The organism is Streptomyces marinisediminis (assembly GCF_026262575.1).
Classification (GTDB): domain Bacteria; phylum Actinomycetota; class Actinomycetes; order Streptomycetales; family Streptomycetaceae; genus Streptomyces; species Streptomyces marinisediminis.
Genome location: NZ_JAPKFL010000017.1, coordinates 40647 through 65078 on the forward strand (window position 1 = coordinate 40647; position 24432 = coordinate 65078).

The following is a 24432-nucleotide window of genomic DNA, read 5'->3' on the forward strand; positions in this document are numbered from 1 at the left end:
CCGCCGCGGGGGAGGAAATGATCAGCCGGTGTCCGAGGCGGCCGGTAGGCTCGTACGCACGATGACCGAGGACATGTCCCCCGCTGAGCGGTACGCCGCCGCGCGCCGACGGGCCGCGGAGGAAGCCACCGCGCTGGCGCCCTTCCGTCAGATGTACGACTTCGAGCTGGACGCGTTCCAGCTCGACGCCTGCCGGGCGCTGGAGGCCGGCAAGGGAGTGCTGGTGGCCGCGCCCACCGGCTCAGGCAAGACGATCGTCGGCGAGTTCGCCGTCCACCTGGCCCTCACCCAGGGCCGCAAGTGTTTCTACACCACGCCGATCAAGGCGCTGTCCAACCAGAAGTACGCCGACCTCGCCCGCCGCTACGGCGCCGAGCGCGTCGGCCTGCTGACCGGGGACAACAGCATCAACGCCGAGGCGCCGGTGGTCGTGATGACCACCGAGGTGCTGCGCAACATGCTCTACGCCGGGTCCCAGACGCTGCGCGGCCTGGGCTACGTCGTGATGGACGAGGTGCACTACCTCTCCGACCGGTTCCGCGGCGCGGTGTGGGAAGAGGTGATCATCCACCTCCCGCAGTCGGTGACGCTCGTGTCGCTGTCGGCCACCGTCTCCAACGCCGAGGAGTTCGGCGACTGGCTGGACACGGTGCGCGGCGACACCAGCGTCATCGTCTCCGAGCACCGGCCCGTGCCGCTGTGGCAGCACGTGCTGGCCGGACGCCGGCTCTACGACCTGTTCGAAGAGAAGGGCGGGCGCCGCGAGGTCAACCCCGACCTGGCGCGCATGGCCCGCATGGAGAACAGCGTCACCGGCCCGCGCGACCGGCGCCGGGGCGGCCCCCGCCGCGAGGCTGACCGGGAGCGCGAGCGCCGCCAGCAGCGCCGGATCTGGACGCCGAGCCGCCCGGAGGTCATCGACCGGCTAGACGCCGAGGGGCTCCTGCCGGCCATCACCTTCATCTTCAGCCGGGCGGGCTGCGAGGCCGCGGTGCGGCAGTGCCTGGTGGCCGGGCTGCGCCTGAACGACGCCGCGGCCCGCGCCGAGGTGCGCCGGCTCGTGGAGGAGCGCACCGCCGCGATCCCGGACGAGGACCTGCACGTCCTGGGCTACTTCGAGTGGCTGGAGGGCCTGGAGCGCGGCATCGCCGCCCACCACGCGGGCATGCTCCCCACGTTCAAGGAGGTCGTCGAGGAGCTGTTCGTCCGCGGTCTGGTCAAGGCCGTGTTCGCCACCGAGACCCTCGCGCTGGGCATCAACATGCCCGCCCGCTCGGTGGTCCTGGAGAAGCTCGTCAAGTGGAACGGCGAGCAGCACGCCGACATCACCCCCGGGGAGTACACCCAGCTCACCGGGCGGGCCGGGCGGCGCGGCATCGACATCGAGGGACACGCCGTGGTGCTGTGGCAGCGCGGCATGGACCCGGCCGCGCTCGCCGGCCTGGCCGGCACGCGCACCTACCCGCTGCGCTCGTCGTTCAAGCCGTCCTACAACATGGCCGTCAACCTCGTGGAGCAGTTCGGGCGGCACCGCTCGCGCGAGCTCCTGGAGACCTCCTTCGCCCAGTTCCAGGCGGACCGCTCCGTCGTCGGCATCTCCCGGCAGGTGCAGCGCAACGAGGAGGGGCTGGAGGGCTACCGCGAGGCGATGACCTGCCACCTGGGCGACTTCACCGAGTACGCCCGGCTGCGGCGGGAGCTGAAGGACCGGGAGACGGAGCTGGCCAAGCAGGGCGCCGTCCAGCGCCGGGCGCAGGCCGCGGCCGCGCTGGAGAAGCTCCGCTCGGGTGACATCATCCACGTGCCCACCGGGAAGTTCGCCGGGCTCGCCCTCGTCCTGGACCCGGGGCTGCCGGCCGGACGCAGCACCGGGCACCGGCAGTTCGACCACCACGACGGGCAGCGCCCGCTGGTGCTGACGGCCGGACGCCAGGTCAAGCGGCTGGCCGGGATGGACTTCCCCGTGCCGGTCGAGGCGCTGGGCCGCATGCGCATCCCCAAGTCGTTCAACCCGCGCAACCCGCAGTCCCGCCGCGACCTGGCCTCGGCCCTGCGCACCAAGGCGGGGGCCGCCGAGCACACCCCCGCCCCGCACCGGCGCCGCCGCGAGCGCGCGCCGGCCGCCGACGACGCCGAGATCGGCAGGCTGCGGGCGGAGATCCGCGCCCACCCCTGCCACGGCTGCGACGACCGCGAGCACCACGCCCGCTGGGCGGAGCGCTACCACCGCCTCAAGCGGGACACCCGGCAACTGGAGCGCCGCATCGAGGGCCGCACCAACACCATCGCCCGCACCTTCGACCGCGTCTACGCCCTGCTGTCGGACCTGGAGTACCTGGACGGGGACCGGGTCACCGAGGACGGCAGGCGGCTGGCCCGGCTCTACGGCGAGCTGGACCTGCTGGCCGCCGAGTGCCTGCGCGAAGGCGTCTGGGAGGGACTGGGCGCCGCCGAGCTGGCCGGCTGCGCCTCGGCGCTGGTCTACGAGGCCCGCACCCCGGACGACGCGCTGGCGCCGACGCTGCCCGGCGGGCGGGCGAAGGCCGCGCTGGGCGAGATGGTGCGCATCTGGGGCCGGCTGGACGCGCTGGAGGAGGAGCACCGGGTCAGCCAGAGCGCGGGCGTCGGCCAGCGGGAGCCGGACCTCGGCTTCGCCTGGGCCGCCTACCGCTGGGCCGAGGGCGACGGCCTGGACGCGGTGCTGCGGGAGGCCGAGATGCACGCGGGCGACTTCGTGCGCTGGTGCAAGCAGGTCGTCGACGTCCTCGGCCAGCTCGCCGCGGCGGCGCCGGAGGGCGGCACCGTGCGGCGCAACGCCCGCAAGGCGGTGGACGCCATGCTGCGGGGCGTCGTCGCCTACTCCTCGGTGAGCTGAGCGCGCCGCGCGGCTCCCGGGCGCTTTGGGAGCCGCGCGGGCCGGTGGGACGGGCGCGTGTTCAGTGCGCCGCGCGGGCCAGCGCGTCGAGCACGCGCTCCAGGGAGCCGCCCAGGCCCCACCGCTCGGCCAGCTCGGCCGTCCGCCGCGCGTCCCGGGGCGCGCCGGGCAGCGTGGCGTCCAGCTCCGGCAGCGGGACGTCGCGGGCCACGCGCACCACCGTCGGCGCCACCGCGAGGTAGGGCATGGCCTCCCGCAGCCGGCGCCGCTGGGCGGGGGTGATCCCCGAGCGCGGGTCCTCCACGGCCGCGAGGATGCCCGGCAGGTCCCCGTGCGCCGCCAGCAGCCGGGCCGCCGTCTTCTCGCCGACGCCGGGCACCCCGGGCAGCCCGTCGCTGGGGTCGCCGCGCAGCACCGCCAGGGTGGCGTAGCCGGGGCCGTCGACGCCGTACCGCTCGCGCAGCGCCGCCGCGTCGAACGCGGCGAGGGTGCCCACGCCCTTGACCGGGTACAGCACGCGCACGCCGCGGGCGTCGTCGACGAGCTGGAACAGGTCCCGGTCGCCGGTGACGATGTCGACCGGGTCGGTGGCCGCGGTGGCCAGGGTGCCGATCACGTCGTCCGCCTCGTACCCGGGGGCCTCGGCGCGGGCGATGCCGAGCGCGTCCAGCACCTGCTCGATCACCGGCACCTGCGGCGCGAGCGTGTCCGGGACGACCTCCTCGTCCGGGCCCGCCGCCGTCTCCCGGGCGACCCGGTGCGCCTTGTAGGACGGGATGAGCTCCACCCGCCAGGCCGGGCGCCAGTCGGCGTCCATGCAGGCCACGAGCGCGGACGGCCGGTGGTCCTGGACCAGCCGGGCGATGAAGTCCAGCAGGCCGCGCACGGCGTTGACCGGGGTGCCGTCCGGGGCCCTGACGGACTCCGGCACGCCGAAGTAGGCGCGGAAGTACAGGGAGGCGGTGTCGAGCAGCATCAGGCGTCGCGTGGTCACCCCCCGATGATGCCGCAGCCCGCTGACAGCCGGGCCGTCGACGGTGCGGCGTGGCGAGGTGCGCCGTCCCACAGGTTGAGACCATTTCGTGACGTGTGCGGTGGTGTGCGTTGGGCAGGCGTGCACAGTCCGGGCGAGTCTGCCCGGCATGTCAAGCACCTATCAGGACAAGGGGGAACGCCCGGTGGCCGCAGAGCACACGGCGCGACAGCCCGAACCACCCGCACAGAAACATCCCACCGACAAGCGCGGTGCCGGGTCGTCGATAGCTCGCGGCGTCTTCTGGCCTGCGGCGATCGTCATCGCCGCCTTCGTGCTGTACGCCACCGTGTTCCGGGAGCACGCCGCCAAGGTCATCTCCCAGGCCAACGAGAGCATCGTCGGCGGCCTCGGCTGGTATTACATGGCCATCGTCTCCCTCTTCGTGATCTTCGCGCTGTGGGTGGGCATCGGCCGCTACGGCGACATCCGGCTCGGCAAGGAGAACGAGAAGCCGGAGTTCGGCATGCGCTCCTGGCTGGCGATGCTGTTCGCCGCCGGCATGGGCATCGGCCTGGTGTTCTGGGGCGTCGCCGAGCCGACGAACTTCTTCGCCCAGCCGCGCCCGGGCACCGGCGAGGGCCAGGCCGAGAAGGCCGAGGCGGCGATGGTGCAGACGTTCCTGCACTGGGGCATCCACCCGTGGGCCATCTACGCGGTGGTCGGCCTGGCCGTCGCCTACGCCGTGCACCGCAAGGGGCGCCCGGTGTCCATCCGCTGGGCGCTCGAGCCGCTCCTCGGCGACCGGATCAAGGGCCGCTGGGGCGACGCGATCGACGCGATCGCCGTCATCGGCACCCTCTTCGGCGTCGCCACCTCGCTGGGGCTGGGCGTGATGCAGATCGCCGCGGGCCTGGACTTCCAGGGCTGGGTCGACGACGGGGGCAGCAAGACGCTGCTGGTCGTGCTCATCGCGGGCATCACGCTCGTCGCGACGCTGTCGGTGGTCTCCGGCATCGGCAAGGGCATCAAGTGGCTGTCGAACGCGAACATGGGCGTGGCCGCGATCCTGCTGCTGTTCGTGCTGATCACCGGCCCGACGCTCTACATCTTCAACACCTTCGTGCAGGACACCGGCGGCTACCTGCAGAACATCCTGGCGCTCAGCTTCGACACCGGCGCCTCGCAGGGCGACGCCGGCACCGACTGGGTCAAGGGCTGGACCGTCTTCTACTGGGGCTGGTGGATCTCCTGGGCGCCGTTCGTCGGCATCTTCATCGCCCGCATCTCGCGCGGTCGCACCGTGCGCGAGTTCGTGTGCGGCGTCCTGCTCGTGCCCACGCTGCTGACCTTCTTCTGGTTCTCCGTCTTCGGCGGGGCCGCGATCCACCAGGAGACCGTCGGTGACGGCGGCATCGTCGGCGCGGGCGACACGGTCAACAACGACTACGCGCTCTTCCAGCTCCTGGACACGCTGCCCGGCGGCGCCTTCTTCGCCGGCCTCACGGTCCTGCTGATCGTGATGTTCTTCGTCACCTCGTCGGACTCCGGCTCCTACGTGGTGGACATGCTCGCCTCCGGCGGCGACCCCAACCCGCCGGTGTGGAGCCGGGTGTTCTGGGCGTGTGCCGAGGGCGCGGTGGCCATCGCGCTGCTGGTCGCCAGCGGCGCCGGCACCGAGGCGCTGACGACGCTGCAGACGGCCGCCATCATCATCGCCCTGCCGTTCAGCGTGGTGATGCTCGGCATGTGCGCCGCGACGCTGAAGTCCTTCCACCGGGAACGCCAGGCCCACCTGGAGGCCAAGCGGCGCCGCGACGAGGCCCGGCTGATCGACGAGGCCGTCGCCGCCTTCGAGGAGGGCATGGAGAACGGCTCGCTCTCCGACGGGGGCCAGGGCCAGCGGCCCGGCGAGCAGGACCAGCGGCCCGCGGGCAAGCGGTAGCGCCACGGGGCGGGTGAGCGCCCGCCCGTAGCGCCCGGAGGCGGCAGCCATGGACCCAGGCCGTAGCCTGACGTCCATGGCTGCCGCTTCCCGTGTCGTCTCCCTCGTGCCCTCGCTGACCGAGGCCGTGGCGGCCACCGCGCCGGGGGCGCTGGTGGGCGCCACCCACTGGTGCACCCACCCGGCCGGGCTCGACGTGGCGCGGGTCGGCGGCACCAAGAACCCCGACACCGCGGCGGTCGCCGAGCTGGCCCCCGACCTCGTCCTCGCCAACGAGGAGGAGAACCGCCCGGCCGACCTCGCCGCGCTGAAGGCGGCGGGCCTGGAGGTGCTGGTCACCGAGATCCGCACGCTGCCGCAGGCCTTCGACGAGCTGCGCCGCGTGCTGGGGCGGGCCTGCGGGGTGCCGCGTCCGCCCTGGCTCGCCGCGGCCGAGGCGGCCTGGCGGGACGTGGGCCCCTGGGCGCTGACGCCCGCCGCCCGCGCCGTCGTGCCCATCTGGCGCCGGCCGTGGATGGTGCTCGGCCGGGACACCTTCGCCGGAGACGTGCTCGCCCGGCTGGGCGTGGCGCACCGCTACGCCGCACACGCCGAGCGCTACCCGCGCGTGCCGCTGGCGGAGCTCACCGGCCCGGGGACCGACCTCGTGGTGCTGCCCGACGAGCCGTACGCCTTCGCGCCCGACGACGGCCCCGAGAGCTTCCCCGGCCTGCCCGCCGCGCTGGTGAGCGGGCGCCACCTCACCTGGTACGGCCCCTCGCTCGCGGAGGCGCCCGCCGTGCTGGGCGGCGCGCTGCGAGCCGCGCTCGGCCGCTGAGAACCGGCGCTCGGCGGGCGCCCGCGCGGGGCACGCGGGACCCCCGCGCCGGCGCCCGCAGGCGCGTCGCGCGGGCGGGCTGCGGGGCCGGGCCGCTTCGACGCGCGCGCGGACCGTGGGCGCGCCCCGGCCGCCGGGGGCGCCAGGGCGTCGGGGACCGCGTTCTCCGGTGCGCGGCGGGACGCCGCCGGCGGTGCGCCGGAGCGCCCGCGGGGCGGGGGACGGCGGCGGCGCTGCCGGTGCGCGGGGGCTCGGGCGCCGGGCCCGTCGGCCGGGGCCCGGTGAGCGCGCGCGGCCTCCTGGCTCCGGCGCGCCGCCGGGAGCACCCGCCCGCGCGCCGCCGGGCGGGGGAGGGGCGCGGTCACAGGAAGGTGTGGCCCTCTCCGCGGTACGTCGGGGCGGTGGACACCACCCGGTCACCCTCGATCAGGTGGAGCGCGTCGAAGCGTTCGGCCAGCTCGCCGGACTTGGCGTGCCGGAACCACACCCGGTCGCCGATCAGCAGGTCGTCGGCGGGCGGTCCGAGCAGCGGGGTCTGCACCTCGCCCGCCCCCTCCGCCGGGTCGTACCGCAGGCCCTCGGGCAGCCAGGGCACCGGCAGCCGGTCGGCGCCGGGCGCGCCGGAGGCCGGGTAGCCGCCGCCGAGCACGGTCACGGCGCCGAACCCCGGCCGGCGCACCACCGGCAGGGCGAACAGCGCGGCCGGACGCCCGCCGAAGGAGGTGTAGTGGTCGAACAGGCGCGGCATCAGCAGCCCGGACCCGGCCGCCACCTCGGTGACCGCGTCCTCGGCGGCGGTGTGCTGGACGCTGCCGGTGCCGCCGCCGTTGACGAACTCCAGATCCGGGACGACCGCCCGCACCGCCCGCACGGCCGCCGCCCGCCGCTCCGCCAGCTCCCGGCGCGCCGCGTGCTGCATCACCCGCACCCCCGCCGAGCGCAGCGGCCGCCCGGGGACCCGGTCTCCCACCCCGGCCACGTGGCCCTCGTAGGCCATCACGCCGACCAGCCGGAACCCCGGGCGGCGCAGCACCGCGCGCGCCACGTCGGCCAGTTGCCCGGGGGAGTGCAGCGGGGAGCGCCGCGCGCCGAACCGCAGCCGCCCGCCCAGCAGGCGCAGCGAGGTGTCCAGCTCCAGGCAGACCCGGATCTCCTGCTTCCCACCGCCCCGGGCGGCGTCGATCCAGGCGAGCTGGGCCGGATCGTCCACCATGACGGTCACCGCCGCCGCCAGCTTCGGGTCGGCCGCCAGCTCCGCGTAGCCCGCCCGGTCCGCCGACGGGTAGCCCACCAGCACGTCCGCGAGGCCGCCACGGGCCAGCCACACGGCCTCGGCCAGCGTGAACGCCATCACTCCGTGAAAGCCCTCCCGCGCCAGGGCCCGCTCCAGCAGCGCCCGGCAGCGCACCGACTTGCTGGCGACGCGCAGCGGCTTGCCGCCGGCCCGCCGCACCAGGTCGGCGGCGTTCGCGTCGAAGGCCTCCAGGTCGCACACCGCGAACGGGGCGTCCAGGTGCGCGGTGGCCCGGTCGTACCGGGCCCGGTCTGCTGCGGGGTGCGGGAACGCGGAGGGCACCAGGGCAGCTTGCCAGAGCGACCGCGCGGCGGTCACCCCCCGGAGCGGGTTGCCGCACCCACGGGCACGCACCGTAGAGTGGCGCACACACCAGGACTGACGGTTCCGTGGGGCGTCCCACGGACGACCGGCCGGCCCCCTTCGCGGTGGCGGCTTCGAGCGCGAGGGGGTGCCGGTGAGCACTGAGGCGGACCCGGCTGGCCCCCCGCCGCCGACCCGGCCCCGGCACCCGTCCGCCCCGCCCCGGCCCACCGCCCCGCCCCGCCCGGCCGCGCAGCCCCGCGCACCCGAACACCCCCGTGCGGGTGAGCCGGGTGGCGCGGCGGAGCCGCGGCGCGCGGGGGAACCGCGCACCGGGGACCCGCGCGGCGCGGGACCCCGTGCGGGCGTCCCGCCGCGTACCGTGCCCCGCGCCCGTCCCGCGCCCGGTGCGCCGGCGGCGCCCCGCCCCGAGCCGCGTCCGCCCGCGTCCTGCACGCCGCCCGCCACGCCGCCCACCGCGCCCCCGGCCGCGCCCGGGCCCCTCGCCGCGCCGCCCGCCCCGCCGTCGGCGCCGCAGCCGGCGGCCCCGCACCGGCGGGGCCGCGCGCGCACCGTCGCCGCCGCCCTGTGCCTCGTCCTCGGCGTGGGCCTGCTCGGCGGCGCGGCCACCGGCGCCTGGCTCAACAGCACCCCGGGCGGGCGGCCCACCGCGGCGGAGACCTTCACCGGCGCGCGGGAGCTGTGGCACTCCGCCCCCGTCGACACGCTCTTCCCGCCCACCCTCGAGGGCGAGGGCGCGGGCCCCGGCGGCGCCGACCGGGTGTGGATACGCGCGGCCGTCGCCCCGGACAGCGGCTGCGCCGAGGCGTTCGACGAACTGCTGGCCAAGGCGCTGGCCCCGGTCGGCTGCGACCGCCTGCTGCGCGCCACCTACGTCGACGAGACCTCCTCGTCCGTCACCACCGTCGGCGTGGTGTTCACCGAGGCGGAGCGCGCGGGCATGCGCGAGCTGGAGGAACGGTTCGCCCGCGAGGGCCTCGGCACCCGCGAGGACCTCATGCCGCGCGCCTACGCCGCCCGCGGCACCCCGTCCGCCGGCTTCGGCGACGCCCAGCGCGCCACCTGGACGGTGCGCGTGCGCACGGATTTGCCGGTGGTGGTCTACGCCGTCACCGGTTTCGCCGACCAGCGCACCGCCCCGGCACCCCAGCCGGCGGCCGAGGCCACCCGGGAGGGCGAGACCTCCGCCGTCGCCCAGGCCGGGCTCGGGCACGCCGCCGAGGGCGTCGCCGACCTGATCGAGACGGGCCTGCGCGACGCCGCGACCCGCGACGTGCCGGGGGACCGATGAGCGTACGCGGATCCGGACCCGGCCCGGTGGCACCGCGGCTTTCGCCCCGCCCCGCGGGCCCGGGCGGCCGCCGTCCCCCGCGCACCGCCCCGGTCGCCCGCGCGGTGGCCGCGCTCGGCGCCGCCCTGCTGCTCCTGCTCTCCCCGGTGGCCGGGCAGGCCGCCCACGCCGACGGCATCCGCGAGCGCCAGTGGTCGCTGGACGCGGTCGGCGCCCGCGAGGCGTGGCAGACCACCCGCGGCGCCGGCGTCACCGTGGCCGTGCTGGACACCGGGGTGGACGCCGGCCACCCCGACCTCCAGGGCGCCGTCCTGGAGGGCAAGGACGTCATCGGCTTCGGCGCGGGTCCGGGCGACACCGCCTGGGCCCAGCACGGCACCGCGATGGCCGGGATCATCGCCGGGCGCGGCCACGGGACGGACCGCGCGGACGGCGTCGTCGGCATCGCCCCCGAAGCGGACATCCTGCCCGTGCGGGTGCTGCTGGAGGAGGCCGACCCGGCCCGCGAGCGCGCGCGCGACGCCCCCGGGCCCAGTGCGCTGGCCGAGGGCATCCGCTGGGCCGTCGACCAGGGCGCCGACGTCATCAACCTCTCACTGGGCGACGACAGCGCCTCCGCGCACCCCGACCCCCGGGAGGACGCCGCCGTGCGCTACGCCCTGCGCAACGGCGCCGTGGTGGTGGCCTCCGCGGGCAACGGCGGCGAGGAGGGCGACCCGGTCTCCTACCCGGCCGCCTACCCCGGCGTCATCGCCGTCACCGCCGTGGACCGCTACGGGGCCCGCGCCCCCTTCTCCACCAGCCGCTGGTACGCCACCGTGGCCGCACCGGGCAAGGACGTGGTGATAGCGGACCCCGACCGGCGCTACTACAAGGGGTGGGGAACCAGCGCCGCCGCGGCCGCCGTCTCCGGCGTCGTCGCTCTGGTGCGCGCCGCGCACCCCGAGCTGAGCCCCGCGCAGATCAAGCGCCTGCTCGCGGACACCGCCGACGCGACCCCGGCGGGCGGGCGCAGCGACGCCCTGGGCACCGGCGTGGTCGACGCCGCGGCCGCGCTCGAACTGGGCGCGACGCTGGAGCCCCGCCCCCAGCGCCCGCAGGGCCGGCCCCACCCGGCCGAGTACTTCGGCTCCGGACCCACGCCCGACGCGGCCGGGGCGGGCGCCTGGCCCGCCGTGGCGGCCGGAGCGCTGGGCGCGCTCTTCCTGGCCGCCGCCGCGGCCCTGGCCCGGCGCGCAAGCCCGCCCCGCGGCCGCTGACGGCCGCGGGCTACCCTCGTCGGGTGGTGCTCAAGAACATCCCCGACCCCGGTTACGCCGACGACGACGGCGCGGCGGACCCCGCGCTCGCCCGGGCCCTGGCCGCCTACGCGGCCGACCGCGGTGCCCAGGGGCGGGTACTGGACGCGCTGCCCGGCGCCCGCCTGCTGGTGCCCGTCGTGGCGGTGCTCGGCGAGGCCGAGACCGGGCCGGACGGCCTGCGCCGGGACAAGAGCAGCGACATGGCCGTGCCCACGCTCACCGCGCCGGGCGGCCGGCGCGCGCTGCCCGTCTTCAGCTCCACCGCGAGCCTGGCCCGCTGGCAGGCCGACGCCCGACCCGTCGCCGTCCCGTTCCACCGCGCGCTCCAGGCGGCGGCGCACGAACAGGCCGACACGCTGGTGCTCGACCTGGCCGGGCCGGTGACCTTCCAGCTCACCGGCTCCGCGCTGCGCGCCCTGGCCGCCGGGCACCCGCGTCCGGGCGGGCCGCTCGGCGAGGGCGCCGTCACCGAGGCGGTGCGCGTGGTCGTCGCGGCGGAGCCGGACGTGCTCAGCGCCCACCTGGCGCCCGGCGGCACCGCGGACGGCACCCTCGCGCTGCGGCTGGCCGACGGCGCGGAGCCCCGGGCGGTGGCCGCCCGCGTCGCCCGCGCCCTGGCGGCGGACGCCGCGCTGCGCGAGCACCTGGTGCGCGGCCTGGAGCTGGCCCTGCTGCCGCCCGGCGCCGCGCTGCCGGGAGCGCCGCTGTTCAGCCGTACACCGGCCCCGTGAACTTCTCGCCCGGCCCCTGCCCCGGCTCGTCGGGGACGACCGAGGCCTCCCGGAACGCGAGCTGCAGGGACTTCAGTCCGTCCCGCAGCGGCGCGGCGTGGTAGGAGCCGATCTCGGTGGCGCTCGCCGTCACCAGCCCGGCCAGCGCCTGGATCAGCTTGCGTGCCTCGTCCAGATCCTTGTGCCGCTCGCCCTCCTCGGCCAGCCCGAGGTTGACCGCCGCCGCGCTCATCAGGTGGACGGCGACGGTGGTGACGACCTCCACGGCCGGGACGTCGGCGATGTCCCGGGTGACGGTGTCGAAGTCGGGCCCCGGCCGGGCGGCCTGGTCGCCGGCGGACGGCGCGTGCGCGGGCTGGTCCGGCTGCGGGGAGGGGGCGGCGTCGGTCATCGTGGTTCGCTTTCTGCTCAAGCGGCGGGGGCGGTGCCCCAGCCTAGGCGGGCGGGCCGGCTCCCCCGACCGGGGGCTTGCGCGCGGGCGCGGTGTGTGCGCCCGTCGTGTACCGGTCGTGTACGATGGGGGGTGACCGGTCGGACGTCTCCCGCCCCGCAAGGCGGTGGTGATGCCCGGCCCGCAAGTGGAGGCTCCACGCTCCCACCCGTTCCGGCCTGACGGTCGGCGGGTCAACGGTCAGGTCGCGCCCCGCGGTGAACGCGGCGGTGCTCCCGGTCTGTGCGGAGCCCCGTCTTGTGTCCCGTCCGGGGCGTTTCTCACGTCGCGCCCATGACGGGGCGGTCTCTCACCCACAGACACGTGACGCGGCTGTCCGCCAGGCGGCCGCGTGGTGCTACCTAGGAGGCCCCATCAGCGCCGAGCCCCGCATCAACGACCGGATTCGCGTCCCCGAGGTGCGACTCGTCGGTCCCAGCGGCGAGCAGGTCGGCATCGTGCCGCTCGCCAAGGCCCTGGAGCTCGCACAGGAGTACGACCTCGACCTCGTCGAGGTGGCCGCGAACGCGCGGCCTCCGGTGTGCAAGCTCATGGACTACGGGAAGTTCAAGTACGAGTCGGCCATGAAGGCCCGTGAGGCGCGCAAGAACCAGGCGCACACGGTCATCAAGGAGATGAAGCTCCGGCCGAAGATCGATCCGCACGACTACGACACCAAGAAGGGTCACGTCGTCCGGTTCCTCAAGCAGGGTGACAAGGTCAAGATCACGATCATGTTCCGCGGGCGCGAGCAGTCCCGGCCCGAGCTGGGGTTCCGACTGCTGCAGCGGCTCGCCGACGACGTCCAGGACCTGGGCTTCGTGGAGTCCAACCCCAAGCAGGACGGCCGCAACATGATCATGGTGCTCGGCCCGCACAAGAAGAAGACCGAGGCCATGGCGGAGGCGCGCCAGGCGCAGGAGGCACGCAAGTCGGCCCTGCGCGGCGACCAGCCGGCCGAGGCGCCTGCCGAGGAGACCGCCGAGGCGTGAGCCTCACCCGGAGCGGCCACCGCCCCGGGACAGCCCGAACCGAACCAGAGTTGACGTTCCCGCCCGCCCGCGCCACGGGGCAGCCCGGCGCGGACGACGGGAACGCCAGAACTCCATGATGAGGAGAGAACGGCGACATGCCGAAGAACAAGACGCACAGCGGTGCGAGCAAGCGCTTCAAGCTCACCGGCTCCGGCAAGGTGATGCGGCAGCGCGCGGGACGTCGCCACTATCTCGAGCACAAGCCGTCGACGCTCACGCGCCGTCTTGCGGGCACGAACGAGATGGCCCCGGCCGACGCCAAGAAGATCAAGAAGCTTCTCGGCAAGTGAGCCGTCGGCCCGCACCGCGCCGTGCGCGAGCGGGCCGGGACCCAGACCGGTACCCATCGATGTTTGGGCCGCGCGCATCCACCGCGGCCCCGCTACAAGGAGTCAACACGTGGCACGCGTCAAGCGGGCAGTCAACGCCCACAAGAAGCGCCGGGCGATCCTGGAGCAGGCCAGCGGCTACCGTGGCCAGCGCTCCCGCCTGTACCGCAAGGCGAAGGAACAGGTCACCCACTCGTTCGTCTACAACTACAACGACCGCAAGAAGCGCAAGGGCGACTTCCGCCAGCTCTGGATCCAGCGGATCAACGCCGCGGCCCGCGCCAACGGCATGACCTACAACCGCTTCATCCAGGGCCTGAAGGCCGCCCAGGTCGAGGTGGACCGCAAGATCCTCGCCGACCTCGCGGTCAACGACCCGAACGCGTTCGCCGCGCTCGTCGAGGTCGCCCAGAAGGCGCTGCCCAGCGACGTCAACGCCCCGAAGGCCGCCTGAACGACCGGCTGAGCCTTCCCGCGGCACCGGACCCGCAGGCCCACCGGCCTGCGGGTCCGCCGCGTTCGGCGGCGGGCCGTCCGGGTGGCCCGCCGCCACCCGCCCGCCCCACCCCTCCCGCACTGACGGAAGCGAGACCGCCGCACCATGGGCACCGCCGAGCCGATCTCCCCGCGCAACCCCCGCGTCGCCTTCGCCCGCCGGCTGGCCCGGCGCGCCACGCGCGGCAAGGAGCGCCGCTTCCTCGCGGAGGGTCCGCAGGCCGTGCGCGAGGCCGTCGCCCACCGCGGGGCCGACGGCCGTCCCACGCTCGTCGAGCTGTTCGCCACCGAGGAGGCGGTCGAGCGGCACGCGGACATCGTGGCCGCCGCCCGGGCGGCCGGGGCACGCGTCCTGCCCGCGTCCGACGCGACGATGGCCGACATCGCGCAGACCGTGACCCCGCAGGGCCTCATCGGCGTCTGCCACTTCCTGCACACCCCGTTCGCGGACGTGCTCGCCGCGCGCCCCGCGCTGGTCGCCGTCCTCGCCCACGTGCGCGACCCGGGCAACGCGGGCACGGTGCTGCGCTGCGCGGACGCCGCCGGGGCGGACGCCGTCGTCCTCACCGACGCCTCCGTGGACCTGTACAACCCCAAGTCCGTGCGCGCCTCGGCGGGTTCGCTGTTCCACCTGCCGGTCGCCGTGGGCGTCCCCGTCGCGGAGGCCGTCACGGGGCTGCGCGCCCACGGGCTGCGGGTGCTGGCGGCCGACGGCGCGGGCGAGCGGGACCTGGACGGGGAGCTGGACCGCGGGGCGATGAACGGGCCGACGGCCTGGGTCTTCGGCAACGAGGCCTGGGGCCTGCCCGAGACCACCCGCGCGCTCTGCGACGAGGTGGTGCGCGTCCCGATCCACGGCCGCGCCGAGTCCCTGAACCTCGCCACGGCCGCCGCGGTCTGCCTCTACGCCTCCGCCCGCGCCCAGCGGTAGGTCGCCGGGCCACCGCCCGGCGCCACCGCCCGGCGCCGGGCCGTGGTGGGCGCCGCCGCCCCTCCGCCCCCGTGCGGACGGGGCGGCGGCGCCCTCGAACCGGCCGGGCGTCAGCAGCGCTGGTCGGTGGCCGCCTGGTTCGGCAGCGGGTCCCCGGCCCGGCGCACGCCACCGACCGCGGCGGTGCACTCCTGCAGGGTGGCGGCCGAGTCGGACCAGAACTCCTGGCCGTTGGTGTTGGTCCAGGTGACGTGGCCGACGTACTCGTCGCGGGAGTAGCTGTAGACGCCGGCGCTGACGTCGTAGTCGCCGTAGTCGCCGCTGTTCTCGCGGAAGCTGTCCCAGACCCACACGTAGCCGTAGTTCTCCTCGCACTCCGGCGAGTAGAACTGCTTGACGGAGGCGATGCGGACCCCCGCGCGGGTGATGTAGGACGTGGTGCCGATCTGGTACGCGTCCAGGCACACCCCGGCGTCCTGGGCCCGGGCGCTGGCGGGGTTGCCCGCGGCCGAGGGCGCGGTGGCCGCCTCACCGCCCGCGGCCCGCTGCGGGGAGGGCGCGGGCGCGGGGCCGGTGCCGGCCATGGCGGACGTCGCGGGGACGAGGGCGAAGGCGCAGGCCGCCGCGGCGACGAGGGTCTTTCGAGCACGCATGTGGCTGTTCCCCTTTGCTCGGTGTGTCGCGCACCCGGAGGTGCGCGGATGCCCGGCGTCCGGTGGTGCTCGCGTTGGTCGTGGACGCCGCGCACACGAGGTGGTCACCCCGTCAGACACCCCGCCCGGCGGCCCGGTTGTACGCCACCGCACACGCATCGGGCCGCCCGCCGCGGTGGTGGCGGAGCGCGGAGCGCCCCGTGCCGTCCGTGGGCCCGCCGAGCAGCGGGGGCGGTGGGTTCCGGGCGCGGCGGCGGCCCGGGCCCGCGGGGCGGCGGCGGTGCGGTGCCCAGGCGCCCCCGGGGGCCGAGTGCCGGGCCCGAGCGGTCCGCGCCGGCCGGAGCGGCCCCGGGCGCCCCGCCGCAGCGGCGTGAGGCGCCCGGGACCGGGCGGAGCGGGGGGCCGTGCGGCCTACAGCCCCTGCCAGGACGGCTTCGCGGCGTAGGTGGCGCGGAAGTAGTCGGCGTGCTCCAGGCCGGAGGCCGCGGCCTGGTCGACGACCACCGTCGCGTGCGGGTGCAGTTGCAGCGCCGACGCCGGCACCACCGCCGCCAGCGGCCCCTCAACCGCGAGGGCCACCGCGTCGGCCTTGGCCTTCCCCGTGGCGAGCAGCACGAGGTGGCGCGCCTCCAGGATCGTGCCGATGCCCTGGGTGATGACGTGCCGCGGCACCTGGTCGACGTCGCCGTCGAAGAAGCGCGCGTTGTCCGCCCGCGTCTGGTCGGTGAGCGTCTTGATCCGCGTCCGGGAGGCCAGTGACGAGCAGGGCTCGTTGAAGCCGATGTGGCCGTCGGTGCCGATGCCGAGGAGCTGGAGGTCCACGCCGCCCGCCTCGGCGAGCGCGCGGTCGTAGGCGTGGCAGGCGGCGGCCAGGTCCTCGGCCGTGCCGTCGGGGCCGAGGAACGCGCTGGGGGAGAGCCCGAGCGGCTCCACGACCTCGCGCAGCACCACCGAGCGGTAGGACTCCGGGTGCCCGGCCGGAAGGCCCACGTACTCGTCGAGCTGGCAGACCCGGGCCCCGGACGCGTCCAGCTCGCCGCTCGCGATCCTGCGCGCGAGGGCCGCGTACACCGGGAGCGGCGTCGAGCCCGTGGCGACGCCCAGGAGCGCGTCGGGCTTGCGGCGCAGCAGGCCGGCCATGGCGTCGGCGACGAGGTCGGCCGCCGCTGCGGCGTCCGGAACGATGACAACTTCCACAAGGATCCCTGTCTGTGCGCTGGCTGCATTGGAGTAGACCACTGGACCGGACCAACGTACCCAACCGGGCGGCGCCCGGGCCAGAGCACCCGCGCTTGCCGACACCGCCTGCCGCGCGCGCCGTGCGCGGCGTAAGGTTTCGCCCAGGGCGCTCGCAGGGTGAGGGGGAAGACAGGTGCCGGAAGTGGCCGCGTTCGGGCTGGAGCCCGACGACCTGCCCGACGGACTCGTCGTCGCCGACGAGCGCGGCCGGGTGATCTGCTTCAACGCCGCCGCCGCCCGCATCACCGCCCACAGCGCCGACCAGGCGCTGGGCCACCGGATCGAACGGGTGCTGCCGCTCCAGGACCTCGACGGCCGCATGTGGTGGCAGCTCACCGACCCCTACGGCGGGCTCGCCATCCGGCGCGGGCAGCCCGAGCGCAACCTGCTGCTGCCCGGCGGGCGCGAGGTGCTGGTCTCCGCCACGTACGCCCGCGTCCACCCCGGCGGGCCCCTGCGGCGGCTGGTCGTGACGCTGCGCGGCACCGAGGCCCGGCGCCGCAGCGAGCGCCGCCACGCCGAGCTGATCGCCGTCGTCGCGCACGAGCTGCGCTCCCCGCTGACGTCGGTGAAGGGCTTCACCAAGACCCTGCTGGACAAGTGGGAGCGCTTCACCGACGACCAGAAGCGGCTGATGCTGGAGACCGTGGACGCCGACGCGGGCCGCATCAACCGGCTCATCGCCGAGCTGCTGGACATCTCCCGCATCGACTCCGGGCGCCTGGAGCTGCGCAAGGAGCCCGTGGACCTGCCCTCGGCCGTCTCCCGGCACATCGACGCCCACCTGTGCGCGGGCGAGCCCGCCGAGCGCTTCCGCTACCGGGTCGGGGAGCCGCTGCCCCCGCTGTGGGCCGACGCCGACAAGATCGACCAGGTGCTGGGCAACCTGCTGGAAAACGCCGTGCGCCACGGCGACGGCACCGTCACCATCGAGGTGAGCGCCGCCGAGCCCACCCGGGCCGTCCCCGAAGGAGTCACCGTCACCGTGAGCGACGAGGGTCCCGGCATCCCCGAGGAGTCGATGAGCCGCGTCTTCACCCGCTTCTGGCGGGGCAGCCGGCGCGGCGGGACGGGGCTGGGCCTGTACATCGCCAAGGGGATCGTCGAGGCGCACGGCGGGACGATCACGGTGGGCCGCTCCCCGGCGGGCGGCGCCGAGTTCCGGTTTACCCTGCCCGTGGGAGTCCCGGCCGTCCTGGCGTGACGCGCGCACCGCGCCACCGCCGCGACCGGCCGTGGAAGATCACCACGGGCTGCTCCGCGTCCCTGCCACGACGCCGCGCCCCGTAGACTCGTGGCCTGGCACTCCCGCGCCGCCCCCGGGCGTCGCCGGTGCCAGCCGCCCAGGAGCCCGCGGGCCCAGCGCACAGGCGTCAGCCAATCGGAAGTACGGGAAGAGATGTCGGCACCCAACAAGTCGTACGACCCGGTCGAGGTCGAGGCACTGAAACCGGAAGCGATCGAGCGCGCGCGGGACACGGCACTGGCCGCGATCGCCGCGGCCGACGGCCTCGACGCGCTGCGCGAGGTCAAGGCCGCCCACGCCGGCGACCGCTCCCCGCTGGCGCTGGCCAACCGCGAGATCGGCGCCCTGCCCCCGCACGCCAAGGCGGACGCGGGCAAGCGCGTGGGCGCCGCGCGCGGCGCGGTGAACAAGGCGCTCGCGGCGCGTCAGGAGGAGCTGGAGGCCGAGCGCGACGAGCGCGTTCTGGTCGAGGAGGCCGTGGACGTCACGCTGCCCTACGACCGCGTCCCCGCGGGCGCCCGGCACCCGCTGACGACCCTGATGGAGCGCATCGAGGACGTCTTCGTCGCGATGGGGTACGAGGTCGCCGAGGGCCCCGAGGTGGAGACGGAGTGGTTCAACTTCGACGCCCTCAACATCGGCCCCGACCACCCGGCGCGCTCCACCCAGGACACCTTCTTCGTCGCGGAACCCCGCGCCGCCGCTCCCGGCGGGCAGGGCGGGCGGAAGGGCGAGCCGGCCCCCGGCTCCGGCCTGGTGCTGCGCACCCACACCTCCCCGGTGCAGGCGCGCGCGCTGCTGGACCGCGAGCCGCCGGTCTACGTCGTCTGCCCGGGCCGGGTCTTCCGCTCCGACGAGCTGGACGCCACCCACACCCCGGTCTTCCACCAGGTGGAGCTCCTCGCCGTCGACGAGGGCCTGACGATGGCCGACCTCAAGGGCACGCTCGACCACATGGTGCGCGAGCTGTTCGGTGCGGACATGCGCACCCGCCTGCGGCCGAGCTACTTCCCGTTCACCGAGCCGTCCGCCGAGATGGACATGGTCTGCTACGTCTGCCGGGGCGCCTCCGTGGGCGACGCGGCCCGGCCCTGCCGCACCTGCTCCTCCGAGGGCTGGATCGAGCTGGGCGGCTGCGGCATGGTCAACCCGCGGGTGCTGACCGCCTGCGGCGTCGACCCGGACAAGTACAGCGGGTTCGCCTTCGGGTTCGGCATCGAGCGGATGCTGATGTTCCGCCACAACGTCGAGGACATGCGAGACATGGTCGAGGGTGACGTGCGCTTCACCCGGCCCTTCGGAACGGAGATCTGATGCGCGCCCCGCTTTCCTGGCTGCGGGAGTACGTCGACCTGCCCGCCGGTGAGACCGGCCGGGACGTCGCCGCCAAGCTGATCGCGGCCGGGCTGGAGGTCGAGACCGTCGACCAGCTCGGCGCCGGCCTCAGCGGCCCGCTCGTCGTCGGCAAGGTCCTCGCCATCGAGGAGCTGACCGAGTTCAAGAAGCCCATCCGCTACTGCCAGGTCGACGTCGGCCAGGCCAACGGCACCGGCGAGCCGCAGAACATCGTCTGCGGCGCGCGCAACTTCGCCGTCGGTGACAAGGTCGTCGTCGTCCTGCCCGGCGCGGTCCTCCCGGGGAACTTCGCGATCTCCGCCCGCCGCACCTACGGCAAGCTGTCCGAGGGCATGATCTGCTCGGCCGCCGAGCTGGGCATGGGCGAGGACCACGACGGCATCATCGTGCTGCCGCCCGAGTACGAGCCCGGCACCGACGCCGTCGAGCTGCTCCAGCTCGTCGACGAGGTGCTGGACATCGCCGTCACCCCCGACCGCGGCTACTGCCTGTCCCTGCGCGGCGTCGCCCGCGAGGCGGCCACCGCCTACGGGCTGCCGCTGCGCGACCCGGCGCTGCTGGACGTCACCGCCCCGGGGGAGTACGGGCCCGCCGTCGAGGTCGCCGACCGGGAGGGCTGCGACCGGTTCGTGGCCCGCGCGGTCACCGGCGTCCGCCCCGAGGCGCGCTCGCCGATCTGGCTCCAGCGGCGCCTGCAGAAAGCCGGGATGCGGCCGATCTCGCTCGCGGTGGACGTCACCAACTACGTGATGCTGGAACTCGGGCAGCCGCTGCACGCCTACGACCGGGCCCGCGTCGAGGGGGCCATCGGCGTGCGCCGGGCCGCGCCGGGGGAGAAGATCGTCACCCTGGACGGCGTCACCCGCGTGCTGGACGCCGAGGACCTGGTCATCGCCGACGACGCCGGGCCGATCGGCCTGGCCGGGGTGATGGGCGGTGCCAGCACCGAGATCGCGGACGCCGAGGCGGCCGCACCCGGGTCCGGCGCGGCCGAGGGCACCCGCGAGGTGGTCATCGAGGCGGCCCACTTCGACCCGGTCGCCATCGCCCGCACCGCGCGGCGGCACCGGCTCAGCTCCGAGGCCTCCCGCCGCTTCGAGCGCGGCGTCGACCCGGAGGCCGCCGCGGCGGCCGCGCAGCGCGCCGTGGACCTGCTGGTGCTGCTGGCGGGCGCCACCGCCGAGGCCGGGGTCACCGAGGTGCGCGGGCGGACCGCGCCGCGCACCGTCACGCTCCCCGCCGACCACCCCGACCGGGTCGCGGGCGTCTCCTACGGCCGGGAGACCGTCGTGCGCCGCCTTCAGCAGATCGGCTGCGACGTCACCGGGACCGACGAGCTGACCGTCACCGTGCCGAGCTGGCGGCCCGACCTGACCGACCCCAACGACCTCGCCGAAGAGGTCGTCCGGCTGGAGGGCTACGAGAACCTGCCCGCCACCCTGCCCCGGCCGCCCGCCGGGCGGGGCCTGACCGACCGGCAGCGGCTGCACCGCCGGGTGGGCCGCGCGCTGGCCGGAGCGGGGTTCGTCGAGGCGCCGAACTACCCGTTCGTCGGGGACGCGGTGTGGGACCGGCTGGGGCTGCCGGCCGACGACGCGCGCCGCCGCACGGCCCGGCTGCTCAACCCGCTCTCGGACGAGGAGCCCGCCCTGCGCACCACGCTGCTGCCCGGGCTGCTCGCCGCGCTGCGGCGCAACGACGGGCGCGGCAGCCAGGGCCCGCAGGGCGGCGTCGCCCTGTTCGAGACCGGCCTGGTCTTCCGGCCCACCGGGCGGGAGCGGCCCGCCGAGCGGCTCGGCGTCGACGCCCGGCCGGACGAGGCGGCGCTGGCCGCACAGGACGCCGCGCTGCCCGGGCAGCCGCGCCGCGTCGCCGCCGTGCTGGCGGGCGCGCGCGAGCAGGCCGGCTGGTGGGGCGCCGCCCGCCCGGCCCAGTGGGCGGACGCCGTCGAGGCGGCGCGCGTCGTCGCCCGCGAGGCGGGTGTGCGCCTGGAGGCCGCCGGCGACCAGTACGCGCCCTGGCACCCGGGGCGGTGCGCGGCGCTGTACGCGGACGTCGACGGCGAGCGCACGCTCGTCGGTCACGCCGGCGAGCTGCACCCGCGCGTGACCAAGGCGCTCCAGGTGCCGCCGCGCACCTGCGCGATGGAGCTGGAGCTGGACGTGCTGGAGCGCGCGGCCGGGGGCGCCGTCCAGGCGCCGCGCGTGTCGACGTTCCCGGTGGCCACGCAGGACGTCGCCCTGGTGGTGGACGCCGCCGTCCCGGCCGCCGACGTGGAGGCGGCGCTGCGCGAGGGCGCGGGGGACCTGTTGGAGTCGCTGCGGCTGTTCGACGTCTTCACCGGTGAGCAGCTCGGCGCGGGCCGCAAGTCGCTGGCCTACGCCCTGCGGTTCCGGGCTGCCGAGCGGACGCTGACCGCTGAGGAGGCCACGGCCGCGCGGGAGGCCGCGGTGGCCGCCGCCGTCTCCCGCACGGGCGCGGAGCTGCGCGGCTGACGCGAAACGGCGGCGCGGCGGACACGAGCGAAGGGGCGGCTCCCCACCGGGAGCCGCCCCTTGGCGTGCGTGCCGCGCGCGGGCGCCCTCGGGGAAGGCGCGCGGCGCGCGGGCCGTCAGTCGTACGGGTAGAACCCCGCGCCCGTCTTGCGGCCCAGGCGCCCGGCGTCGACCATCCGCTGGAGCAGCGGGGGCGAGGCGTACAGCGGCTCCTTGAACTCCTCGTACATCGAGTGGGCGACCGAGGCCACGGTGTCCAGCCCGATCAGGTCGGCGAGCTTGAGCGGGCCCATCGGGTGGGCGCACCCCATCTCCATGCCGTTGTCGATGTCCTCGCGGCTGGCCGTGCCGGACTCGAACATCCGGATCGCCGACAGCAGGTAGGGGATGAGCAGGGCGTTCACCACGAAGCCCGACCGGTCCTGGGCGCGGATCGCGTGCTTGCCCAGCACCTTGCCCACCACGTCCTCGGCCCGGGCGACGGTGGCCTCGCTCGTCGTCAGCGCCGGGATCAGCTCCACGAGCTGCTGGACGGGCGCGGGGTTGAAGAAGTGGATGCCGAGGACCTGGTCGGGGCGCGAGGTGGCCACCGCCAGCTTCACCAGCGGGATCGAGGAGGTGTTGGAGGCCAAAATCGCGTCCTGCCGGGTGACGACCTGGTCGAGCACCTGGAAGATCTCCGTCTTGACCTGCTCGTTCTCCACCACGGCCTCGATCACCAGGTCGCGGTCGGCGAACTCGCCGAGGTCCGTGGTGAAGGTGAGCCGCTCCAGGGTGGCGTCCCGCTCGGCCTCGGTGATCTTCCCGCGCCCCGCGGCCCGGTCCAGCGAGTTCACCAGCCGGGTGCGGCCGAGCTCCAGGGCCTCGCCGGTGGTCTCGGCGACCGTCACCTCCAGCCCGGCCCGCGCGCACACCTCGGCGATCCCGGCGCCCATCTGGCCGCAGCCGACCACTCCGACGCGTTCGATGTCGGTCACATCGTGCCTTTCGCTGTTCTCGTCCCGGTCCGCGGCGCGCGGCCGCGTGGGTGGAGGCCGCGGCGCCTGTGCGGTCCGACGTTACCGCCGTCGGCCACGGGAGTGAGGCCCGGGTGCCCGCTTCGCCGCACTCGGGTCGGATTCCGTGTTCGTCCCGCCCCGGGCGGGCCTGCCGGTGCATCCTGGGACGGATCACCCGCTGTGTGGCGGTGGTCACTCCTCGGCGACTTCAGGGGGCACGATGGGACGGCTGACACGACGGGCGTTCGCGGCGGTGGCGGCCGGCGCGCTCTCCGGGGCGCTGAGCACCTCCGGCGCGGCCTCGGGGGCGCCGGGCGGGGGCGCCCCGCGCCCCGGGGTGCGCGGCATGTGGATCGCCACGGTGGAGACGATCGACTGGCCGCGCACCCGGGGCGTCGCTCCCGAGGCGCAGCGGCGGGAGCTGGACGCCCTGCTGGACACGGCCGTCGAGCGGCGGCTGAACACGGTGTTCTTCCAGGTGCGGCCCACCGCCGACGCGCTGTGGCCCTCGCCCCACGAGCCGTGGTCGGCCTGGTTGACCGGCGTCCAGGGCCGCGACCCGGGCTGGGACCCGCTGGGCCACGCCGTGCGCGCGGCCCACGCCCGCGGCCTGGCCCTGCACGCCTGGTTCAACCCCTACCGGGTGGCCAACCACGGCGACGCCTCCCGGCTCGTGGCCGACCACCCGGCCCGTACGCACCCCGGGTGGCTCGTGCCCTACGGCGGAAAGCTGTACTACAACCCCGGCCTGCCCGCGGTCCGGCGGTTCGTGCAGGACGCCATGTTCGACGCCGTCGAGCGCTACGCCGTCGACGGCGTCCACTGGGACGACTACTTCTACCCCTACCCGGTGGCCGGGCAGGCGTTCGACGACGACGCCGCGTACGCCGAGCACGGCGGCGACTTCGCCGACCGCGGCGACTGGCGGCGGCACAACGTCGACCTCCTGGTCCGGGAGGCGAAGGCGCGGCTGCGGCGCGTGCGCCCGGCGGCGCGGTTCGGGGTAAGCCCGTTCGGCGTCTGGCGCAACGCCGCCACCGACCCGGCCGGCTCCGACACCCGCGCCGGCGTCCAGACCTACGACGACCTCTACGCCGACACCCGGCGCTGGGTGCGCGAGGGCTGGGTCGACTACATCGCTCCGCAGGTGTACTGGCACATCGGCTTCGCCGCGGCCGACTACGCGACGCTGGTGCCCTGGTGGGACGCGGTGTGCCGGGGCACGGGCGTGGACCTCTACGTGGGCGAGGCGCTGTACAAGGCGGGCGACCCCGCCCAGCCCGCCGCCTGGCAGGACCCGGCCGAACTCTCCCGCCACCTCGCGTTCGCCGCCGACCACCCGCGCGTCGAGGGCCACGTCTTCTACTCCGCCCGGCACGTGGCCGCCGACCCGATCGGCGCGATGAGCCGCGTCGTGCGCGACCACTACCGCTGACGGGCTCCGGGGCGGGCCGCGCCCTCAGCCCTCCCGCGGGGGGCGCACGACGGAGTCCGGCCCGGGGGAGACGACCGCCTCGTGGCCGTCCTCGAACCGGACCCGGTAGGGCGGTTCGCCGCGTGCGCCCAGCACCTCCACGATCCGGGCGGTGCGGTCGTGCTGCCCCACCACCCGGCCGTGCACCAGCAGTTCGTCACCCTTTTCCGCGTGCATGACTCACCTTTCGCCCGGTTCGTC

General features: G+C 75.8%; 21 protein-coding genes. 14 read left to right on the top strand and 7 right to left on the bottom strand.

What is annotated here, in order from left to right:
- Nucleotides 1–61: 61 nt before the first annotated feature.
- Nucleotides 62–2875 carry a DEAD/DEAH box helicase gene (locus OSB71_RS15545; RefSeq protein WP_265948634.1) on the top strand — a complete coding sequence of 938 codons (2814 nt, stop codon included), beginning with the start codon at nt 62–64 and terminating at the stop codon, nt 2873–2875.
- 61 nt (nt 2876–2936) lie between these two features.
- On the opposite strand, the gene OSB71_RS15550 is transcribed toward OSB71_RS15545, so the two are convergent.
- Nucleotides 2937–3851, bottom strand: coding sequence for a 5'-3' exonuclease (locus OSB71_RS15550; RefSeq protein WP_265948723.1), 915 nt, complete (start codon nt 3849–3851; stop codon nt 2937–2939).
- A gap of 166 nt (nt 3852–4017) precedes the next feature.
- Between OSB71_RS15550 and OSB71_RS15555 the strand changes: the two genes are divergently transcribed.
- On the top strand, nt 4018–5793 hold the full coding sequence (locus OSB71_RS15555; protein ID WP_265948635.1) for a BCCT family transporter: 1776 nt from the start codon (nt 4018–4020) through the stop codon (nt 5791–5793).
- A gap of 76 nt (nt 5794–5869) precedes the next feature.
- Nucleotides 5870–6610, top strand: coding sequence for a helical backbone metal receptor (locus OSB71_RS15560; RefSeq protein WP_265948636.1), 741 nt, complete (start codon nt 5870–5872; stop codon nt 6608–6610).
- Nucleotides 6611–6971: 361 nt separating this feature from the next.
- On the opposite strand, the gene OSB71_RS15565 is transcribed toward OSB71_RS15560, so the two are convergent.
- Nucleotides 6972–8186, bottom strand: coding sequence for an amino acid deaminase/aldolase (locus OSB71_RS15565; RefSeq protein WP_265948638.1), 1215 nt, complete (start codon nt 8184–8186; stop codon nt 6972–6974).
- A gap of 625 nt (nt 8187–8811) precedes the next feature.
- Between OSB71_RS15565 and OSB71_RS15570 the strand changes: the two genes are divergently transcribed.
- The 3 genes from OSB71_RS15570 to OSB71_RS15580 are packed head-to-tail and all read left to right on the top strand — an operon-like array spanning nt 8812 to nt 11551.
- Nucleotides 8812–9519: a hypothetical protein gene (locus OSB71_RS15570; protein WP_265948639.1), complete on the top strand. Its 708-nt coding sequence runs from the start codon at nt 8812–8814 to the stop codon at nt 9517–9519.
- Between the two features lie 26 nt (nt 9520–9545).
- The gene (gene mycP, locus OSB71_RS15575; RefSeq protein WP_416237268.1) at nt 9546–10778 is read left to right on the top strand and encodes a type VII secretion-associated serine protease mycosin; all 1233 of its coding nucleotides are present in this window, start codon (nt 9546–9548) and stop codon (nt 10776–10778) included.
- Between the two features lie 23 nt (nt 10779–10801).
- Entirely contained in the window at nt 10802–11551 is a 750-nt protein-coding gene (locus tag OSB71_RS15580; RefSeq protein ID WP_265948641.1) for an SseB family protein, read from the top strand.
- Here the strand turns inward: OSB71_RS15580 and OSB71_RS15585 are convergent.
- On the bottom strand, nt 11529–11942 hold the full coding sequence (locus tag OSB71_RS15585) for a DUF1844 domain-containing protein (protein ID WP_265948642.1): 414 nt from the start codon (nt 11940–11942) through the stop codon (nt 11529–11531). The two genes, OSB71_RS15580 and OSB71_RS15585, sit on opposite strands and share 23 nt — an antisense overlap.
- Nucleotides 11943–12355: 413 nt before the next feature.
- Between OSB71_RS15585 and infC the strand changes: the two genes are divergently transcribed.
- The 4 genes from infC (at nt 12356) to OSB71_RS15605 (ending at nt 14770) form a co-directional block, all read left to right on the top strand.
- Entirely contained in the window at nt 12356–12973 is a 618-nt protein-coding gene (infC, locus tag OSB71_RS15590) for a translation initiation factor IF-3 (protein ID WP_265948725.1), read from the top strand.
- A 137-nt stretch (nt 12974–13110) separates the two neighbouring features.
- Entirely contained in the window at nt 13111–13305 is a 195-nt protein-coding gene (gene rpmI / locus OSB71_RS15595; protein ID WP_265948644.1) for a 50S ribosomal protein L35, read from the top strand.
- A 109-nt stretch (nt 13306–13414) separates the two neighbouring features.
- Nucleotides 13415–13798, top strand: a complete 384-nt coding sequence (gene rplT / locus OSB71_RS15600) for a 50S ribosomal protein L20 (protein ID WP_265948645.1) — start codon at nt 13415–13417, stop codon at nt 13796–13798.
- Between the two features lie 147 nt (nt 13799–13945).
- Nucleotides 13946–14770, top strand: coding sequence for a TrmH family RNA methyltransferase (locus OSB71_RS15605; RefSeq protein WP_265948646.1), 825 nt, complete (start codon nt 13946–13948; stop codon nt 14768–14770).
- 110 nt (nt 14771–14880) lie between these two features.
- Here the strand turns inward: OSB71_RS15605 and OSB71_RS15610 are convergent, their stop codons facing one another.
- Nucleotides 14881–15423 (bottom strand): hypothetical protein, encoded by a 543-nt coding sequence (locus OSB71_RS15610; protein ID WP_265948647.1) that lies wholly within the window; start codon nt 15421–15423, stop codon nt 14881–14883.
- A 411-nt stretch (nt 15424–15834) separates the two neighbouring features.
- Nucleotides 15835–16620 carry a glucosamine-6-phosphate deaminase gene (nagB, locus tag OSB71_RS15615; protein WP_265948648.1) on the bottom strand — a complete coding sequence of 262 codons (786 nt, stop codon included), beginning with the start codon at nt 16618–16620 and terminating at the stop codon, nt 15835–15837.
- Between the two features lie 175 nt (nt 16621–16795).
- Here nagB and OSB71_RS15620 point away from each other — a divergent pair, with 175 nt between their 5' ends.
- The 3 genes from OSB71_RS15620 to pheT all read left to right on the top strand — a co-directional run bounded on the left by OSB71_RS15620 (nt 16796) and on the right by pheT (nt 21759).
- Nucleotides 16796–17866, top strand: a complete 1071-nt coding sequence (locus tag OSB71_RS15620) for a sensor histidine kinase (protein WP_265948649.1) — start codon at nt 16796–16798, stop codon at nt 17864–17866.
- A 195-nt stretch (nt 17867–18061) separates the two neighbouring features.
- The gene (gene pheS, locus OSB71_RS15625; protein ID WP_265948650.1) at nt 18062–19222 is read left to right on the top strand and encodes a phenylalanine--tRNA ligase subunit alpha; all 1161 of its coding nucleotides are present in this window, start codon (nt 18062–18064) and stop codon (nt 19220–19222) included.
- Nucleotides 19222–21759: a phenylalanine--tRNA ligase subunit beta gene (pheT, locus tag OSB71_RS15630; RefSeq protein ID WP_265948651.1), complete on the top strand. Its 2538-nt coding sequence runs from the start codon at nt 19222–19224 to the stop codon at nt 21757–21759. Before pheS ends, pheT begins: the two co-directional genes overlap by 1 nt.
- A gap of 116 nt (nt 21760–21875) precedes the next feature.
- On the opposite strand, the gene OSB71_RS15635 is transcribed toward pheT, so the two are convergent.
- Nucleotides 21876–22736, bottom strand: a complete 861-nt coding sequence (locus OSB71_RS15635) for a 3-hydroxybutyryl-CoA dehydrogenase (RefSeq protein WP_265948652.1) — start codon at nt 22734–22736, stop codon at nt 21876–21878.
- 241 nt (nt 22737–22977) lie between these two features.
- Here OSB71_RS15635 and OSB71_RS15640 point away from each other — a divergent pair, with 241 nt between their 5' ends.
- Entirely contained in the window at nt 22978–24192 is a 1215-nt protein-coding gene (locus OSB71_RS15640) for a glycoside hydrolase family 10-like protein (protein ID WP_265948653.1), read from the top strand.
- Between the two features lie 24 nt (nt 24193–24216).
- On the opposite strand, the gene OSB71_RS15645 is transcribed toward OSB71_RS15640, so the two are convergent.
- Nucleotides 24217–24408, bottom strand: coding sequence for a DUF1918 domain-containing protein (locus tag OSB71_RS15645; protein ID WP_265948654.1), 192 nt, complete (start codon nt 24406–24408; stop codon nt 24217–24219).
- Nucleotides 24409–24432 lie beyond the last annotated feature (24 nt).